We start from the raw sequence: 16,853 nt of genomic DNA on the forward strand, positions 1-16,853 counted from the left end.
GCCACCATGCCTGCCGCAAACGTGCGGTCAGAGCGCCTGAACATGCGCCTGTCCCCGGAAGCGCTGACCACCATCCGCGAGGCCGCCGCCATGCAGCAACAGGACGTGTCCGCGTTCGTCCTGGGCGCCGCGATGGAACACGCTCGCGACGTCCTGCTCCGCGACCGCGTCATCCACCTCACGCCGCAAGAAATCGACCAGGTCGAAGCCGCCCTCGGCGAAGAGCCCCGGGTCGTGCCCGAGCTCGCGGCGCTCATCGCGGCGGTGCGGCGCGACGCGCCGCAGCACGGCACACAGAAGCTCGCGACGCACTGAGCGGCGCCGTCACGACGCGAAGGGCGGCCCCCAACCTGATCTGGGGCCGCCTTTCGTCGTCCACGGATCCGGTCGGCGGGTGGGGGTTCACGCAGCAAGTGCGAACAGAGCGCAGGCTCCCACCCGCCTGGCCGACCACCGCGACGAAGCCGCGCTCAGTCACACCGACGAGGGCACGACCGTCCGGCACTACGTGAAGCGCACCCACGTCGCCCCGGACCTGCGGGTCGTCATCGACCAGCTGATCTCGGCGGCGGGGTCGACGTCCACCGAGCACGAAACAGGTGAGTTTCCGGTGACCTCCACATGACGAAGGGCCCCACATCCGCATGACTCTGCGGGTGGGGCCCTTCGTGTGGCGGTAGCGGTGGGATTTGAACCCACGGTGGACTTTCACCCACACACGCTTTCGAGGCGTGCTCCTTAGGCCGCTCGGACACGCTACCTCGCCGGGATACCCGGCCCAGGAAGGATACCTGGTCACACCCCCGGACACCGAATCGGCCGGTCAGCCGGTCCTGCGCCGGGTCACTCACGCCTCGCTCGACACCCGCGCGGAGCCGGACCACCCGGCCCGCCCCACGCCGTCGGGCATCACCCGCCGCCGGACCGCGCGGGCATCGCGCACCCCGCCGCAGGGCACGGGCGTCACTTCCCGGCGAGCGCCTCGGCGAACAGCGGGGTGACGTTGTCGATCGCGTAGATCACGGCCGTGGGCGTGCCGAGCGAGAAGGCGTTGGAGAGGTCCTTGTCGTCGAACACGACGTAGCGGCCGTCGGCGACGGACGGCACGGTCTGGAAGATCGGGAGGGCCTCGACGTCGGCGGCGGTGAAGCCGATGGGCTGGATGACGGTGAGGTCGGCGTCGAGCAGGTCGACGTTCTCGGTGCCGAGGGTGGCGGAGAACTCCTCGCCGGCGGCCTCGTCGATCTCGGGCTTGGTGTCGAACCCGAGGCCCTGCATGAACTCGCCGCGACTGGACGTCGAGACGTAGGCGCCGAAGCCCTCGGCCCAGTAGGACCCGATGACGGCGGTCTTGCCCGCGAGCTCGGGGTGCTCGTCGCGCGCGGCGGCGAACGCGTCGTCGACCTCGGCGAGCAGCTCGTCGCCGGCCTCGCTGCGCCCGAGAGCGGCGGCGATCATGCCGACCTGGTCCTCCATAGGCGTGAGGTACGCCTCGCCGCCCTCGGGGATCGCGACGGTCGGGGCGATCTCGGAGAGCCGCTGGTACCGCTCGGGGTCGCCGGACGACTTCACGTCGAGGATGACGTCGGGGTCGAGCACGGCGATCTGCTCGTACGACGGCTCGAGGGTGCCGATGATCTCGGGCGACTCGTCGTACGCGTCGGCGAGCCACGGGCCGACGCCGTCGCCGCCGAACGCGAGCCAGTCGCTCGCGCCGACGGGCTGGACGCCGAGCGCGAGGGCGGTCTCGGCGTCGCCCCACCCGAGCGCGACGACACGCTCCGGCTCCTCGGGGATCTCGACGTCGCCGAACGCGGTGGGGATGGTCACCGGGAAGGTGTCCGCGGCGCCGTCGGTGGTCGCGCTGCCGGACGGCGTGGGGTCGCCGGAGCCGTCGCCGGACGAGCACGCGGCGAGCGCGAGGACGGCGAGCGCGGACACGGCCGCGAGCGCGCGGCGGGGACGAGTGGGGCTGGTGCGGTGCATGGGACTCCTCAGTCCTCGAAGATCTGGCCGACGGGCTCGCGCTTCTCCGCCTGGAAGCGGTCCTCCGCGCGGCCGTAGGCCCAGTAGCCGGAGAGCGACAGGTCGGTGCGCGGCACGCCGCGCTCGGTGAAGACGCGGCGCAGGGCCTTCATGGCCCCGCGCTCGCCGTGCGCGAAGACGTGGACGCGGCCCTCGCGCCACGGGAGGTCGGCGACGGCGTCGGGCAGGAGCGTCGTCGTCCCGGCGGGCGCGTCGCCGCGCAGCACCCAGGTGACCTCGACGCCGTCGGGCGCCTCGAGCGGCAGGCGGTCCGCCTCGGTCCCGACCTCGAGCACGGCGTGCCCGAAGGCGTCGCGCGGCATGGCCTCGAGCGCGGCGGCGATCGCGGGGAGCGCGGAGTCGTCGCCGGCGAGCAGGTGCCAGTCGGCGGCCGGGTCGGGCAGGTACCCGCCGCCGGGGCCGGAGAGGACGAGGCGGTCGCCGGGCTTCGCGCGCGCGGCCCACGGCCCGGCGAGGCCCTCGTCGCCGTGCACGACGAAGTCGATCGCGAGCCGCTGCGCCGCCTCGTCGACCCAGCGCACGGTGTACGTGCGGGTGACGGGCACGTCCTCGGGCGCGAGCGTGTCGCGCAGCGCCGCGACGTCGTAGGGCGGCTCGAGCCCGAGCTCGGGCTTGGCGAAGTAGATCTTGACGTACTTGTCGGTGTGCTCGTTCGTCGTGAACGCGGCGAACCCGTCGCCCCCGGCCACGACGCGCACGAGGTGCGGGGAGAGCCACGCGGTCTCGAGGACCTCGAGGACCGTCTGGGGGCGGGCGCGCCGCGGGGCGGGCGCGGTGGTGGTCGACATGACAACCTCTCGTCGGTGACTTAGGTGAGGCTAACATCACCGCCTGGGCGCGGCGGTCGTGACGCCGGTCACCACCCTGCGGAGCAGCGCGAGTCGCGCGCTCGTGGGGCCCGAGGGAACTCATACACGCACCCTGTGCCCTCCACAGCGGCCGCACAGGCTCGCCCGGCGGAATGGGGACGTCCTCGACCACGGCGCCCAGCGCCCCGGCACCCGGAGGCCTCGTGTCCCAGCCCGTCCTGTACCTCGTCGACCTCGTCGCGGTCACCGTCCTCGCGTTCGGCCTCTACTTCCCCCGGCACCGCCGCCGCGACCTCGTCGTCGCGTACCTCGGCGTCAACGTGGGGGTGCTCGCGGTCGCGGCGACGCTCGCGACGAGCAGCGTCGGCGCCGGGCTGGGGCTCGGGCTCTTCGGCGTCCTGTCGATCATCCGCCTCCGCTCGACCGAGCTCTCGCAGACCGAGGTCGCCTACTACTTCGCGGCCCTCGCGCTGGGTCTCCTCGGCGGCCTCGGTGCGGCCACCGGCTGGCTGTCCCTCGCCGGCATGGCGCTCGTCGTCGGGGTGATGGCCGTCGTCGACCACCCGCGCGTCCTGCGCCGCGCGCAGAGCCAGACCGTCGTCGTCGACCGCGCCCTCGCCGACCCGACCGAGCTCACGCGCTACCTGGAAGGGCTGCTCGGCGCCGAGGTCCGCGGGGTGAGCGTGCAGCGGCTCGACCTCGTCAACGACACGACCTGGGTCGACGTCCGCTGGACCGCCCCACGGACGCCGCGCCGGGGCGCGCGCCCCGCCCGTCCCGCCGTCCTGCCCGACGCCGTCCCCCGCCCGCGGCCGACGCCGCGCCGCTCCGCGTGGCCGCCACGGCCCCGGACGGTCTGCCCGCCCGGACGGTGCGCGCATGAGCCCGCAGACCCTCCCGGCCGACGACCACGTGCGCGCCGCCCTGCACCCGCTCGCCGGGGTGGACCTCGACGAGCTCGTCGGGACCGCCGCGCTGCTGACCCGGGTCGACCGGAAGTACGTCCTGCCTGTGGACGACGCGGTCGCCGTGCTCGACGCCCTCGCCCGCACGACCGCCGCGCGCGTCCTGGAGATCGACGGCGCGCGCAGCGCGGCCTACGAGTCGGTCTACTTCGACACGCCCGACCTCGCGTCGTTCCGCCTCACGGCGACGCGCCGCCGTCGGCGGTTCAAGGTCCGCACGCGCACGTACCTCGACTCCGGGACGAGCTTCCTCGAGGTCAAGACGCGCGCCGCGCGCGGCACGACGCTCAAGCAGCGCGTCGCGCACGACTGCCCGACGGCGCTCGACGGCGGGCAGGAGTTCGTCCACCGGACGCTCGCCGCCGAGGGCATCGACGGCGTGTCGGAGCACGCGCTGGCACCCGGCCTCGTGTCGCGGTACCGCCGCACGACGCTCCTGCTCCCCCGGCCCGACGGCGCCGCGCGCGCCACCGTCGACACCGGGCTCACGTGGGAGCTCGACCGGCCCGACGGCGCCCGGCCCCTCTCCCGGCCCGTCGCCCACCTGGCGGTCGTCGAGACGAAGGGCGGCTCGACGCCGTCGGACCTCGACCGGCTGCTGTGGCGGCACGGCCACCGCCCCGAGCGGATCTCGAAGTACGGCACCGGGCTGGCGCTGCTGCGCCCCGACCTGCCCGACGGCCCCTGGCGGCGCGTGATCCGCCGCCACCTCACCCCCTCCCCGGGCGGCACGACGTCCGGCCGGACTCCCGCCCACCACCTCGCCCGAAACCCCGCCCGCACCCCCGGGCACGACGACAGGAGCCTGTGATGCGCATCCGACGACCCCTCACGTACCTCACCGCGGCCGCGGCGGCCGCCCTCCTCGCCGGCTGCTCGGTCCTGGGCAGCGACGCCGCCACGGACGACACGTCCGCGAGCGCGAGCACCACAACCTCGACCGCCGCGTCCGACGCCGTCGCCGGCCTCACCCCCGAGGAGGCGCGCGCCGACAACACCGAGGTGACGATGGACGACGCCGACCTCGCGGTCGACGAGGCGTCGGCGACGACCGTCGCGCTCGACGGCGGCACCGCCACCGTGGACGGCGACGGCGTGGCCGTCGACGGCGCGACCGTCACCGTGACCGCCCCCGGCACGTACGTGCTGAGCGGCACGCTGGAGGGCCAGGTCGTGGTCGACACCGCCGAGGACGGGCTCGTCCAGCTCGTGCTCGACGACGCCGACATCACCTCCCCGACCAACGCCGCCGTGAACGTGCAGGACGCGGAGAAGGTCGCGGTGGTCCTCGCCGACGGCTCGACGAACAGCCTCACCGACGCCGAGGAGCCCTCCGAGCTGGACGCCGACGGCGAGCCCGACGGCGCGCTGTTCTCGACGGCCGACCTCGTGATCGGCGGCGACGGCGCGCTCACCGTCACGTCGCACGCGGACGACGGCATCGTCTCGAAGGACGGCCTCGTCGTGGCGGGCGGCGACCTGACCGTCGACGCGGGCGACGACGGCCTGCGCGGCAAGGACTACCTCGTCGTCACGGGCGGGACGCTCGACGTCACCGCCGCGCAGGACGGGCTGAAGTCCACCGAGGACGGCGACGCGGCCCTCGGGTTCGTCGACGTGCGGGGCGGCGACGTCACCGTCACGTCGGGCGACGACGGCGTGCAGGCGGTGACGGACGCCGTCGTCTCCGGCGGCACCCTGACCGTCACCGCGGCCGGCGGTGCGGGCGCCGACGTGAGCGAGGACGCCTCCGCGAAGGGCCTCAAGGGCGACGTGGGCGTCGTGGTCGGCGACGACGCGACGGTCACCGTCGACGCCGCCGACGACGCGCTGCACTCGGACGGCGCCGTGTCCGTCTCGGGCGGGAGCGTCGAGCTGTCGTCCGGCGACGACGGCGTGCACGCCGACGGCGACGTCACCGTCTCCGGCGGCGACCTCACGGTCACGACGTCCGTCGAGGGCATCGAGGGCGCGACCCTCACGATCTCCGGTGGTGACGTCGACGTGACGGCGAGCGACGACGGCCTCAACGCGACGGTCGGGTCGACGACGGGCACCGGCGAGGGCGACGCGGCATCAGGCGACGCAGCCGCGGGCGGCTCGGCAGCAGGCGGCTCGGCAGCAGGCGGCTCGGCGGCGGGCGGCTCGGCCGACGGCTCGGCCGACGGCTCGATGCCGGAGGCGCCGGACGGTGCACCGGGCGGCACGACGGGCGGCACCCCACCGGAGATGCCGGCGGACGGCGAGATGCCCGAGCCCCCGCAGGGCGGCGACCTGCCCGACGGTGTCGAGCCCCCCGACGGCGCCGACCTGCCGCAGGGCGGCCCCGGCGGTGGGGCGGGCGGCATGGCGGGCGGCGGCATGGACGCCGACGATGGCTCGTCGCTGACGATCTCCGGCGGCACGCTCACGATCGACGCCGGCGGCGACGGGATCGACTCGAACGGGTCGCTCACGGTCACGGGCGGCGAGACGGTCGTCCAGGGCCCGACGAACGACGGCAACGGCGCGCTCGACGTGAACGGCACGTTCGCCGTCTCCGGCGGCTCGCTCGTCGCGGCGGGCAGCGCGGGGATGGTCGTCGTGCCGGCCACGGACTCCGAGCAGGGTTGGCTCGCCGCCGACGTCTCTGCGAGCGCCGGCGACACCGTCACCGTCACGGCGGCCGACGGCACCGTCGTCGCCGAGCTCACCGTCACGAAGGCGACGGCGAACGTCGTCGTCTCCTCCCCCGACGTGACGACCGGTGAGACCTACACGGTGACCGCCCCGTCCGGCTCGGTGACCGCCGTCGCGGGCGAGTGGACCGGCGGCGGCATGGGGGGCCGCCCCACCCGCCCGGGCACGCAGGACGGCACCACAACCCCGGACGGCACGGGCCAAGACGGCACCACGGGCCAGGACGAGACCACCGAGTCCTGACCGCGCGTCGTCCGGCCCGGGATCCCAGCCCGAGCGCCCTGCCGAGGTAGAGCCCCGGTCCCGCGAGGTAGAGCCGTGGTTCCCCGACGTACAGCTGAAGTCACGCGAAGTAGAGCCGAGGTCATCCGAGAGAGACCCGCGGTCGGGCACCGGCAGGAGCGCGCCAAGGATCTTCCCCACTCCGGTCCGTGCGGCCACCTGGTCGCGAGGAGCCCTTGCCGTGCTCGTGCCGCGTCCTCGCGTTGGAGCACCGTCGTGCCCGACGGCGGTCGGTCGCCCGCGGCGAGGGCGCCTCAGCCGGCCATCAGCGAGGCGGCACCACCATCCAGACCCGACCCGCGCCGTCGGGCACAAGACCACGGCTCTACCTCACAGAACCACGGCTCTACCTCGCGTGGACCACGCCTCTACCTCGCCGAACCACGCCCCTACCTCGTCCAACCACGGCTCCACCTCGCGGGACCACGGCTCTACCTCGCCCAACCACGGCTCTACCTCGCGGGGCCTCGGGTCTCCCTCGGGGTGACCAGGGCTACCACGGCGGGCCGGGGTTCTGCCCCCGCTCTCGTCGTACCGTGGGAGACGTGCCCACCGACCCGACCGCACCGTCCCCGACCGACCCGGCCGACCCGACGACCGCCTCCCCCGCGCACGTGGCGACGTCGGCCGCCGACCTGCCGTCCGCCGTCCCGACCCTGTCGTCGCGGCTCGCGTGGCGGCCGAGCCAGCCACCGGCGGGCGCGGAACCGGCGCCGCGGACGGGAACGGTCGAGGACGCGGTGGAGCTGCTGCGCGGGCTGCGGGTCACGGCGCTCACGGGCGCGGGCGTGTCGACGGACTCGGGGATCCCGGACTACCGCGGCCCGGACTCGCCGCCGCGCAACCCGATGACGTACCAGCAGTTCGTGCAGGACGAGGCGTTCCGCCGCCACTACTGGGCGCGCAACCACGTCGGGTGGCAGCACGTGCACCGCACGCACCCGAACGCGGGCCACCGGGCGCTGGCGCGACTGGAGGACGCGGGCGTGCTCGTCGGGCTCGTCACGCAGAACGTGGACCTGCTGCACGAGGACGCGGGCAGCCGCAACGTCATCGACCTGCACGGCCGCTACGACCGCGTGATCTGTCTGCAGTGCGGGCGCGTCATCTCGCGCGAGCACCTGGCCGAGCGCCTGACCGCCCTCAACCCGGGGTTCCTGGAGAGCATCGGTGACGTCGGCGACGTGGAGATCGCGCCGGACGCGGACGCCGTGATCGAGCAGACGTCGCACTTCCGGCCCGCACCGTGCGAGTTCTGCGGCGGGGTCCTCAAGCCGGAGATCGTGTACTTCGGGGAGAACGTGCCGCGCGAACGGGTCGACCGTGCGTTCGCGATGGTCGACGAGGGCGACGCGCTCCTCGTCGCCGGGTCGTCGCTCACGGTGCTGAGCGGGCTGCGGTTCGTGCGGCACGCGGCGAAGGACGGCAAGCCGGTCGTCATCGTCAACCGCGGATGGACGCGCGGCGACCCGCTCGCGACGCTCAAGATCGAGGCCGGCACCACGGAGACCCTCACCGCCCTCGCCGAGGCGCTCGCGCGCTGAGGCCACCGACCCAGCGGTGGGGAGGAAGGACGGCGCCGGGTCGTGGCGGGCCTGGCGGGAGGCGCCGAGGAACGAGGCGTCGGATGGTAGACCCGGCGCCGCCCTTCCTCCCCACCGCGACCGCGACGACAGGGGGTGCGCTCAGCGCTGCGCGCCGAAGAAGTCGCGGAGCAGCCGTGCGCACTCGTCCTCGCGCACGCCGCCGACGACCTCGACGGCGTGGTTCGCGCGCTGGTCGCGCACGAGGTCCCACACCGAGCCGGTCGCGCCGGCCTTCGGGTCCCACGCCCCGAGCACGAGCCGCTCGACGCGCGCCAGCACGAGCGCGCCCGCGCACATGACGCACGGCTCGAGCGTGACGACGAGCGTGCAGCCCTCGAGGCGCCACTCCCCCCACGTCGCGGCGGCCTGGCGCAGCGCGAGCACCTCGGCGTGCGCGGTCGGGTCGCCCGTCTCCTCGCGCCGGTTGCGTCCCACGCCGAGCAGCCGCCCGTCCGGCCCGACGACGACCGCCCCCACGGGCACGTCGGCGCTCGCGAGCGCGTGGGTCGCCTCGTGCAGCGCGAGGCCCATGAGGGCGTCCCACGTCCGGCGGCGCCCCGCGACCGTGGCGGGCGGGAACGCGCCCTCCGTGGCAGGGATCGCGAGCCCGCGCGGCACGGTGCCCGACGCCGTCCCCTCCTCCGGGTGCGCGAGGTCGCCCCGGTGCGCGAGGTCGCCCCGGTGCGCGGGGTCGCCCGAGCGGGCGGGGCCGCCCGGGTGGGCCGGCTCGCCGGGGTGGGCGACGTCGTCGGGCACGGGACCTCCGGTCGGTAGGTGCGGGCCGCACCAGGCTAGCGACCGGGCGCCACCCCGTGCGCGGACCGGTTACCGGCCGGTACGGCGGACGGCCAGCGGTCCGATACCGTTGTCACCATGCGCCTGCACGTCGCCGACCACCCGCTCGTGGCCCACAAGCTGACCGTCCTGCGGAACAAGGAGACGACGTCCTCGACGTTCCGGCTCCTCGTCGACGAGCTGGTCACCCTCCTCGCCTACGAGGCGACGCGGGACGTACGCGTCGAGCCGCACGAGATCGAGACGCCCGTGACCAGGACGGTCGGCGTCCGGCTCGCGGAGCCGCGCCCCCTCGTGGTGCCGATCCTGCGCGCGGGCCTCGGCATGCTCGAGGGCATGACGCGGCTCCTGCCCACGGCCGAGGTCGGGTTCCTCGGGATGCAGCGCGACGAGGAGACGCTCGAGGCGGTCACGTACGCGAACCGCCTCCCCGACGACCTCACGGGCCGGCACGTCTTCCTGCTCGACCCGATGCTCGCGACCGGCGGCACGCTCGTCGCGGCGATCGACTACGTCTTCGCGCGCGGGGCGCGCGACGTCACCGCCGTGTGCCTGCTCGCCGCGCCGGAGGGCATCCAGGTGCTCGAGAAGGCGGTCGGCGAGCGCGTCGACGTCCAGCTCGTGGTCGCCGCGGTCGACGAGCGCCTCGACGAGAAGGCGTACATCGTGCCCGGCCTGGGCGACGCGGGCGACCGCCTGTACGGCGTCGTCTGACCCTCCCACCTGCACGAACACCCGCCGGGACGCCCCGGCGCCCGCTCGGCACGCCCGGAACGCGAGATCGCCGCGGTCCGCATGCTGAGAACTTCCACGGCTCCTCTTGGCGTGCCGTGCGCTCCGCTGCCATGCTCGCTCCCGTGAGCACCTCGACCCGTCCCGTCAGCGCGCCGTCCGGCGTGCTCCCGGGCGCGGTCGTGTGCGTCTGTTGTCAGGCCTGAACCCTCTCCCGCACCTCGGTTCAGCCCTCGACCCCTGCCGACCCGCCGGACTCCCGGCGTCGCCGTCGGCCCGACGCACCCGGAGCCACCCATGACGCTCACCGCTACCCGCCCCGCCCGCCGCACGCCGTCGGCCCGCGTCCCCGCCGCCCGGGCGACGACGCCGCGCCCCACCGCCCCGCGGCCCGCCCCCGCACCCCGCGCGGCGGCGCCCGAGCCCGCCGCCCCGCGGCGCAACCCCGGCTTCGTGCTCTACGTCGGCGTCGACGCCGCGCCGGGCGAGCAGCCGCAGGCGCAGCTCGTCGAGCTCGCCGAGGCCCTGGGCGAGCTCGCGCGCGACTGGCTGCCGAGCGCCGAGACGTACACGGCGCTCGCCCTCGCGGAGCCCACGACCGCGACGACGTCGCCCGTCCAGGACATCGCCGCGTTCCGCGAGCGGCTCGCGACCCTCTCGCCCGTGCCGCGCGTCGTCATCGACCCCGCGGGGCGCACGGTCACCGTGGAGGGCCGCTCGGCGCGCCTGACGTTCCGCGAGCTCGAGCTGCTGTCGTATCTCGCGCGCACGGCGCACCGCGTCGTGACGCGCGCCGAGCTGCTGGAGACCGTGTGGGCCGACCACGAGATCGCGAGCGGCAGCCGCACCATCGACGTCCACGTGCGACGCCTGCGCGAGAAGCTCGGGCTGGAGCACGTCATCACCACGGTCCGCGGGCTCGGCTACCGGTTCGACCCGCAGACCCCCGTCGTCCTCGGCGGCTCGGGGGACGCCGCCTGAGGACCGCGCTGCCGGGCCGCGGTCGACGTGGGGGTACGTGGGGGACCACGCGCCCGGCAGCGCAACCCCCTCCTGTGACGGCCCTCGCACGCCGCCCGCTCGCCGGGCGCGGACGCGCGTGCGGCGATACGTTCGGCCCATGCGCACAGTCATCGCGGGAGGTCACGGCCAGGTGGGCCGTCGCCTGGCCCGGACGCTGGTGGAGCGCGGGGACGACGTCGTCGCCTTCGTGCGGTCCGCCGCGCAGATCACGGATCTCACGGAGCTCGGCGCGCACGTCGCGCTGGTCGACCTCGAGAAGGACGACGCCGTCGCGGTGTCGTTCGAGCTCGAGGGCGCGGACGCCGTCGTGTTCGCCGCGGGCGCCGGGCCCGGCAGCGGGGCGCCGCGCAAGGACGCGGTCGACCGCGCGGGCGCGGCCCTCCTCGCCGACGCCGCCGAGCGCGCCGGGGTGGGGCGATACGTCCTCGTCTCGTCGCGCGGCGTCGAGGCGGCCCGTGCCGACGAGCGCCCCGACGGCGTCGACGACGTGTTCTGGGCCTACCTGCGGGCGAAGGCCGCTGCGGAGGACGACCTGCGCGCCCGCACGGACCTGCAGTGGACGATCGTCCGGCCCGGCCGTCTCACCGACGACCCGGGCGTCGGGCTCGTGGCCCTCGCCCCCGTGGGCGACGGCGACAAGCCGCGCGGCAAGCGGCGCAAGCCCGGCGCCGCCGTCGGCGAGCGGTCCGACGTGACGCGCGACGACGTCGCGCTCGTGCTCGCGGCGGTGCTCCACGAGCCCCGCTCGGCCGGACTCGTGCTCGACCTCGTGGGCGGCGACCGCCCCGTCGAGGACGCGCTCGCCGACGTCCTGCCCTGACCGCCCGGCCCGGCGACGGACGTCGGGTGCGTCAGCCCGCGCAGCGGGCCTCGCGCTGCCAGATCACCCCGAGCGGGTCACGGTCGGGCCGGATGAGGACGTTCGCGATCCGCGCCGTGTAGTTCCAGCCGCCGTAGGACACCTCGTCGCCGAAGCCGTACCACTCGTCGACCTCCCACGCGGCGTAGCACGCGGGCGCCGCGCTGAAGGGGTCGACCACGAGCTGCTCGGACCACGATCCCGCGTGCAGCACGTACTTCGCCCCGGACCCGGAGGCCTCGCCCAGCGCCACCGTGCGGCGCTCGCCGGCCGCGAGGTCCCACTGCCCCTTCGCCTGCCCGGTGACCCGGAAGGTCAGCGGGACGTTGGAGCCCGCGTTGTCGAGGAGCACGGACACCGTGCGGAACGAGTCACCACGCTTCGCGTCGTAGTACGGGTCACCGAGGACGAGGCTCCCGCCGGGCGCCACGACCGCGCAGTCGAGCGCGTCGAACCGGGCCGTCACCGTCTCCGCGAACGGGGTGCCGAGGACCGTGCGCGAGAGCTCGAACGTGACCGCACCGGACCGCACCGCGAGGGCGCCCGCGGGCAGGTCGACGCTCGCGCTCGCACCCGGCGCGACCTCGCCGAGGTCGCGCGTGCCGAACGGGGTGCGGACGACGACGCGGGTCGGCTCGTCGGCGTCGTTCCGCAGACCGGTCGTGAGCACCACCCCGCCCCCGCCGGGCGCGCACTGCGTCGTCGCCGTGAGGGTCGCCGCCCAGTCGGGCACGTACGCCGCGCCCCGGTAGGTCGCCGCGAGGGTGGAGTCCTGGAAGCCCTTCCCGAGCACCCAGCGGTACTGGCGGAAGGTCACCTTCCCGGCCTTGACGTCGAGCTTCCCCGTGTCGATCGTGAAGGTCGCCGTCTCCCCCGGCTTGATGCCGCTCACCGGGGCGGAGTCCCCGAGCGCGCCGCCGAGCATCCGGGCGTCGAGCGTCTCCCCCGTGTCGTTCGTCAGGGTGCCGACGAGCCGGATCGAGCCGTCCTGCCAGCGCGCCTCGACCGTCGCCGTGCGCGCCCACGACGGCGCGTAGGTCGTCGCGGCGTACGACGCGGTCACCGTGCTCCCCGCCAGGCCGGGGGCGTGAACCCGCTCGACCGCGAACGTGGCCGTCCCGGCCGGGACGTCGCGCAGGCGGGTGTCGACGGCGAGCGTCGCGGTCGCGCCCGGGGCGACCTCCACGGGCGCGGCGACGCCGTACGGCGTCGTCATCGTGACCCGCAGCGTCGTCGCCCGGTACGGGTTGTGGAACGTCCCGCGCACGACCGTCGAGCCGGCGCCCGCACCGTCCGGCACGACCCACGTGGCCGTCGCCGACGCGGAGCCGTCCGCGACGGACCAGTCGAAGCAGTCGACGCCCGGGATCTCGTGGCTCGCGAGGGCCGCGCCGTCGGCCAGCACGTCGAGCGTCAGCGACGCCTCCCCGACACCGCCGGGCACGTCGACGACGGCGTCCCGGCCGCCGTCGACCGTCCGCGTCAGGTCGTCGCGACCGGCGACGGTGAACACCACGGGGACGGTCGAGCGCGTGTTGTCGTAACGCAGCGCGACCGGGGCGGACGACCGCTCGGTCGCCGGGTCGAGCACGCACGCCCCGACGGTCGGCGCGTCCACCGCGGGCGCGTGCCGCACGGCGTCGTACGCGGCGGTCACGACGTGCGCCCGGCCCGAGCCGTCGAGCCGGGAGACGCGGAACGCGACCTCGCCCGCGGCGACCTGCCGGGAACCGGTGTCGAGGGTCAGCACGGCCTCCGCGCCGGGTGCGACGTCGACCGCGCGCGTCGTGCCGAGCTCTCCGCCGTCCAGGGCCACGCGCAGCGTCGCCGCCGCGTGGTCGTTGCGGAACGTCCCGCTCACCACGACGGAGCCGCCGCCCTCGGTGGGCGCCCACTCCGCGGTCGCCGAGCCCTCGACGTCCCACGCGAAGCAGTCGACCGCGCCGACCGTGCGGGAGACGAGCGCGTCGCCGTCGGCCAGCAGCGCGTACGTCGCAGGCGCGGCTCCCGCCGGGGGAAGGTCGACCTCGGCACGAGCCCGCGCCGGGACCGTCTGCGCGAGGCCCGGGTGCCCGTCGACCGAGAACTCGACCGGGAGGGTCGAGGCCGAGTTGTCGAAGGTCAGCGTCGCGGCGGCGGACGACGTGTCCGTCTCGGGGTCGAACACGCACTGCGCGACCGCCGGTTCCGGGACGACCGGCGCGATCGTCTGGCCGTCGAGGGCGAGCGCGACGTCGCTCGGCGGCCGCGAGACGACCGCCTCGCCGCCCGGTCCGACGAGCAGCCGCTCCTGCGAGAGCACGAGCATGCTCGCGGGCACCGCGGGCGCATTGACGTCGACGACCAGCGAGGCGCTCTCACCGACGCTCGTGCGCGCGGGGAGGTCGGCCGCGTGCCACGCGGGCGTGTCGGGCGCGGCGAGGCCGACCGTGACGGGCGCGCCCGTCCGGTTCGCGACGTCGGCGGTGTACCGCACCGTGCCGTCCGCGTTCTCCGCGCGGACCTGGACGCCGTCGGCCCCGAGCCACGCGAGCGGCACCGCCGCGCTCAGGGTGCGGCTCGCCGTGACCGCCTGGTCGTCGGCTCCGGCCCGCACCTCGACGGGGACGTCGGCGGGGAGCACGCGGAGCGCGCCGTCGTCGCGCTGCTGGACCTCGGGCACGAACGCACCGTTCGCGCGCAGCTCGACCGCCAGCTCGACCGACCGTCCCGCGGACGCACCCCGGGCCGGCGCGGGCAGCACGGTGTCGCTCGCGCACTCGAGCGCGGCGCCCCGCGCCGGGGTGGTGCAGGTCCAGCCGTCGTCGACAGGTCGGAGGGACAGCCCCTTCGGCAGCTCGGGCACGGTGAAGCGGACGCCCTGGGCATCACGGTCGCCGGTGTTGGCGGCCGTGAGCGTGAGCGTCGCGGACCCGGGGTTCGCCGCGAGCGTCACGCGCTCGTCGTCGAGCCGGACCTCCGCGCCGACGTACTTCAGCGGCGGCGGCGTGAGGTTGCGCTCCACCGTGCGCAGGCCCTCCGCCTTCACGCGCGCAGGGAACTCGTAGACGCCGCCGCCCCGGGCCGTGACCGTGACGACGAGGTCGCGCGCCTCGCCGGGCGCGAGCACGCCCACCGCGCACGCGAGCGTCCCGCCCGCAGCGGCAGGCCCGCACGGGAGCGCAGCCGTGCGCAGCACGGGCGCGACCGACGCGCCGCGCGCGACGACCGACGACGTGACGGCCTCGACGCCGGCCGGCAGGTCGATCTCGACCGTGACGTTCTGCGCCGCCCTCCCGCCCGAGTTCGACACCGTCAGGCGCACGTCGGCGGGCTTGCGCGCCTCCATCTCGATGCCGGTCCCGAGCGCGACGTCGAGCGCGGCCGGAGCCGGCTCCGGCGGCGGGTCGACGGGCGTCGGCTCGCCGGTCCCCGGGTCGACGGGGGTCGAGCCGCCGGGAGCCGGGTCGGTGGGCGTCGAGCCGACCGGGCTCGTCCCGCCGGGCGCGCCCGCATCCGCGGGCGGAGCCGTCGTCGCGTCGGGGGTGGCGGGGTCCGTCGGCGCCGGCGGGATGTTGGTGGGGGACGTCGGGTCCGTCGTGGGGTCGGGCGTCGGGGCGGTCGTGCCCGAGCTCGGCGAGGGCGACGGAGACGGAGAGGGGGACGAGCCGGACGGCGTCGGGGACGACTGCGAGGTCGGTGACGGCGTGGGCTCGGGAGTGAAGGCTCCGAGCGCGCCCGCGACGCCCAGCCCGGCGACCGCGAGCACGCCCACGGTGACCGCCGCCGCGGCGATCGGCGCGGACGCGACCAGCGCGAGCAGGCCTCCGGCCCCGGCCGCGGCCAGGGCGCCGCCGCCCGCCGCCGCACCGCCGACGGCCGCCGCTCCGCCCACCGCAGCAGCCCCGGCACCCGCGCCCGCACCGGCCGCGCCTCCGGCGACGCTGCCCGCGGCGCCGACGGCTCCCGCCGCCGCGCCGGCCCCGCCGATCACGCCGGTCCCGGCGGCGCCCGCGCCGGCGCCGCCGCCGACGCCCGCACCAGCCCCGGCACCGGTCGCCGCACCGGACCCGCCCGCCGCACCGGACCCGCCGGCAGCACCCGAACCGCCCGCCGCACCGGACCCACCGGCGCCCGATCCTCCGGCGCTCGACCCGCCGGCGCTCGACCCGCCAGCGCCGCCCGACCCACCGGCGCCCGAGCTGCTCGCCGTCCCGCTGCCGGACGCGCCCTGGAGGGCGGCCGCGACCCCGCCGGCGACCGTCGCGCCGCCCGTGGTGGGCAGCGCCGTCCCGACGAGACCGAGCGCGCCCACGCCGAGCACGAGCGGGGCGATGACGGCGCGCATGCCGTGGGAGACGTCGCCCAGCTCGAGCACGAGCCCGCGGCAGTCGTCGCAGCCCTCGAGGTGCGACTCGACGCGCGCCGTCTCGCGCTTGGCGAGGCCCCCGCGCACGTACGACCCGAGGAGCGCGTTGACCGTGCGGCACTCCTCGGCGGGCACGGACGTGAGGTGCTGCTGGAGGTACGCCTGGCGCAGCCCCTCGCGGGCGCGGTACGCGAGCGCGGAGACGCCGTTCGCGGTGAGGCCCAGCAGCGGGGCGATCTCGGCCGGGGACAGGTTCTCGACCTCGGTGTACCAGAGCACGGCACGCCACCGCTCCGGCAGGTCCTGGTAGGCGCGCGTGACGGTCGAGCGCTCGAAGCCCTCGAGCGTCGGGTCCTCCGTCGAGGCCATCGGGCCGAACGCGGACTCGAACGTGCGCTCGTCGTCGGTCGGCTGCGTGCGCCGGGCCCCGCTGACGAGGTCGTACGACAGACGGCGCACGACCGTGAAGAGGTAGGCGCGGAACGTGACGTCCGGGCCGCCGCCGTTCTGCAGCACGGAGAGCGTGCGGGCGAACGCGTCGGACACGACGTCGTCGGCGTCGGCGCTCGAGCGGACGTACTGGCGCGCGACCGTGCGGGCGGCCCCGGCGTGCCGCTCGTAGAGCACCCCGTAGGCGCTCGTGTCCCCTGCACGTACGGCGGTGATGAGCTCGGCGTCGCTGAACGCCTCGCTGTCCACCCGTTGTGCCTGCGTCATCGTCACCCGCCC

General features: G+C 75.9%; 12 protein-coding genes, 1 tRNA gene and 1 pseudogene. 9 read left to right on the plus strand and 5 right to left on the minus strand.

Annotated elements, in window-relative coordinates:
- Window positions 1-6 precede the first annotated feature (6 nt).
- Window positions 7-315: a type II toxin-antitoxin system TacA family antitoxin gene (locus tag BJP59_RS14840; RefSeq protein WP_086149809.1), complete on the plus strand. Its 309-nt coding sequence runs from the start codon at window positions 7-9 to the stop codon at window positions 313-315.
- 79 nt (window positions 316-394) lie between these two features.
- Window positions 395-625 (plus strand): hypothetical protein, encoded by a 231-nt coding sequence (locus BJP59_RS14845; RefSeq protein ID WP_194521301.1) that lies wholly within the window; start codon window positions 395-397, stop codon window positions 623-625.
- A 46-nt stretch (window positions 626-671) separates the two neighbouring features.
- On the opposite strand, the gene BJP59_RS14850 is transcribed toward BJP59_RS14845, so the two are convergent.
- From BJP59_RS14850 to BJP59_RS14860, 3 genes are all read right to left on the minus strand, one after another.
- A tRNA-Ser gene (locus BJP59_RS14850) sits at window positions 672-761 on the minus strand.
- Window positions 762-963: 202 nt separating this feature from the next.
- Window positions 964-1,986 (minus strand): iron-siderophore ABC transporter substrate-binding protein, encoded by a 1,023-nt coding sequence (locus tag BJP59_RS14855; RefSeq protein WP_194521302.1) that lies wholly within the window; start codon window positions 1,984-1,986, stop codon window positions 964-966.
- Window positions 1,987-1,994: 8 nt separating this feature from the next.
- On the minus strand, window positions 1,995-2,834 hold the full coding sequence (locus BJP59_RS14860; protein WP_194521303.1) for a siderophore-interacting protein: 840 nt from the start codon (window positions 2,832-2,834) through the stop codon (window positions 1,995-1,997).
- A 173-nt stretch (window positions 2,835-3,007) separates the two neighbouring features.
- Here BJP59_RS14860 and BJP59_RS14865 point away from each other — a divergent pair.
- The 4 genes and pseudogenes from BJP59_RS14865 to BJP59_RS14880 form a co-directional block, all read left to right on the plus strand.
- Window positions 3,008-3,529 (plus strand): annotated as a pseudogene (locus tag BJP59_RS14865) (DUF4956 domain-containing protein); the annotation flags it as partial.
- A gap of 205 nt (window positions 3,530-3,734) precedes the next feature.
- The gene (locus tag BJP59_RS14870; protein ID WP_194523082.1) at window positions 3,735-4,631 is read left to right on the plus strand and encodes a polyphosphate polymerase domain-containing protein; all 897 of its coding nucleotides are present in this window, start codon (window positions 3,735-3,737) and stop codon (window positions 4,629-4,631) included.
- Window positions 4,631-6,742: a carbohydrate-binding domain-containing protein gene (locus tag BJP59_RS14875; protein ID WP_194523083.1), complete on the plus strand. Its 2,112-nt coding sequence runs from the start codon at window positions 4,631-4,633 to the stop codon at window positions 6,740-6,742. Before BJP59_RS14870 ends, BJP59_RS14875 begins: the two co-directional genes overlap by 1 nt.
- A gap of 779 nt (window positions 6,743-7,521) precedes the next feature.
- The gene (locus BJP59_RS14880; protein WP_228485446.1) at window positions 7,522-8,325 is read left to right on the plus strand and encodes an NAD-dependent protein deacetylase; all 804 of its coding nucleotides are present in this window, start codon (window positions 7,522-7,524) and stop codon (window positions 8,323-8,325) included.
- 141 nt (window positions 8,326-8,466) lie between these two features.
- On the opposite strand, the gene BJP59_RS14885 is transcribed toward BJP59_RS14880, so the two are convergent.
- Window positions 8,467-8,898 carry a nucleoside deaminase gene (locus BJP59_RS14885; protein WP_074804208.1) on the minus strand — a complete coding sequence of 144 codons (432 nt, stop codon included), beginning with the start codon at window positions 8,896-8,898 and terminating at the stop codon, window positions 8,467-8,469.
- Window positions 8,899-9,240: 342 nt separating this feature from the next.
- Here BJP59_RS14885 and upp point away from each other — a divergent pair, with 342 nt between their 5' ends.
- The 3 genes from upp to BJP59_RS14900 all read left to right on the plus strand — a co-directional run bounded on the left by upp (window position 9,241) and on the right by BJP59_RS14900 (window position 11,737).
- Entirely contained in the window at window positions 9,241-9,876 is a 636-nt protein-coding gene (gene upp / locus BJP59_RS14890; RefSeq protein ID WP_021482058.1) for a uracil phosphoribosyltransferase, read from the plus strand.
- Window positions 9,877-10,191: 315 nt separating this feature from the next.
- The gene (locus BJP59_RS14895) at window positions 10,192-10,875 is read left to right on the plus strand and encodes a winged helix-turn-helix domain-containing protein (protein ID WP_194521304.1); all 684 of its coding nucleotides are present in this window, start codon (window positions 10,192-10,194) and stop codon (window positions 10,873-10,875) included.
- 139 nt (window positions 10,876-11,014) lie between these two features.
- Window positions 11,015-11,737, plus strand: coding sequence for an NAD(P)-binding oxidoreductase (locus tag BJP59_RS14900; protein ID WP_034651883.1), 723 nt, complete (start codon window positions 11,015-11,017; stop codon window positions 11,735-11,737).
- Window positions 11,738-11,768: 31 nt separating this feature from the next.
- Here the strand turns inward: BJP59_RS14900 and BJP59_RS14905 are convergent, their stop codons facing one another.
- On the minus strand, window positions 11,769-16,823 hold the full coding sequence (locus BJP59_RS14905; RefSeq protein WP_194521305.1) for a sigma-70 family RNA polymerase sigma factor: 5,055 nt from the start codon (window positions 16,821-16,823) through the stop codon (window positions 11,769-11,771).
- Window positions 16,824-16,853 lie beyond the last annotated feature (30 nt).

It is taken from the genome of Cellulosimicrobium sp. JZ28, from assembly GCF_015327065.1.
GTDB classification, from domain to species: Bacteria; Actinomycetota; Actinomycetes; order Actinomycetales; family Cellulomonadaceae; genus Cellulosimicrobium; species Cellulosimicrobium funkei.

Bases quoted from the DNA above. Each gene is read 5' to 3' on its own strand.
- BJP59_RS14840 (WP_086149809.1), top strand. From the start codon at position 7: ATGCCTGCCGCAAACGTGCGGTCAGAGCGCCTGAACATGCGCCTGTCC.
- BJP59_RS14870 (WP_194523082.1), top strand. From the start codon at position 3,735: ATGAGCCCGCAGACCCTCCCGGCCGACGACCACGTGCGCGCCGCCCTG.
- BJP59_RS14900 (WP_034651883.1), top strand. From the start codon at position 11,015: ATGCGCACAGTCATCGCGGGAGGTCACGGCCAGGTGGGCCGTCGCCTG.
- BJP59_RS14875 (WP_194523083.1), top strand. From the start codon at position 4,631: ATGCGCATCCGACGACCCCTCACGTACCTCACCGCGGCCGCGGCGGCC.
- BJP59_RS14860 (WP_194521303.1), bottom strand. From the start codon at position 2,834: ATGTCGACCACCACCGCGCCCGCCCCGCGGCGCGCCCGCCCCCAGACG.
- BJP59_RS14895 (WP_194521304.1), top strand. From the start codon at position 10,192: ATGACGCTCACCGCTACCCGCCCCGCCCGCCGCACGCCGTCGGCCCGC.
- upp (WP_021482058.1), top strand. From the start codon at position 9,241: ATGCGCCTGCACGTCGCCGACCACCCGCTCGTGGCCCACAAGCTGACC.
- BJP59_RS14855 (WP_194521302.1), bottom strand. From the start codon at position 1,986: ATGCACCGCACCAGCCCCACTCGTCCCCGCCGCGCGCTCGCGGCCGTG.
- BJP59_RS14885 (WP_074804208.1), bottom strand. From the start codon at position 8,898: ATGGGCCTCGCGCTGCACGAGGCGACCCACGCGCTCGCGAGCGCCGAC.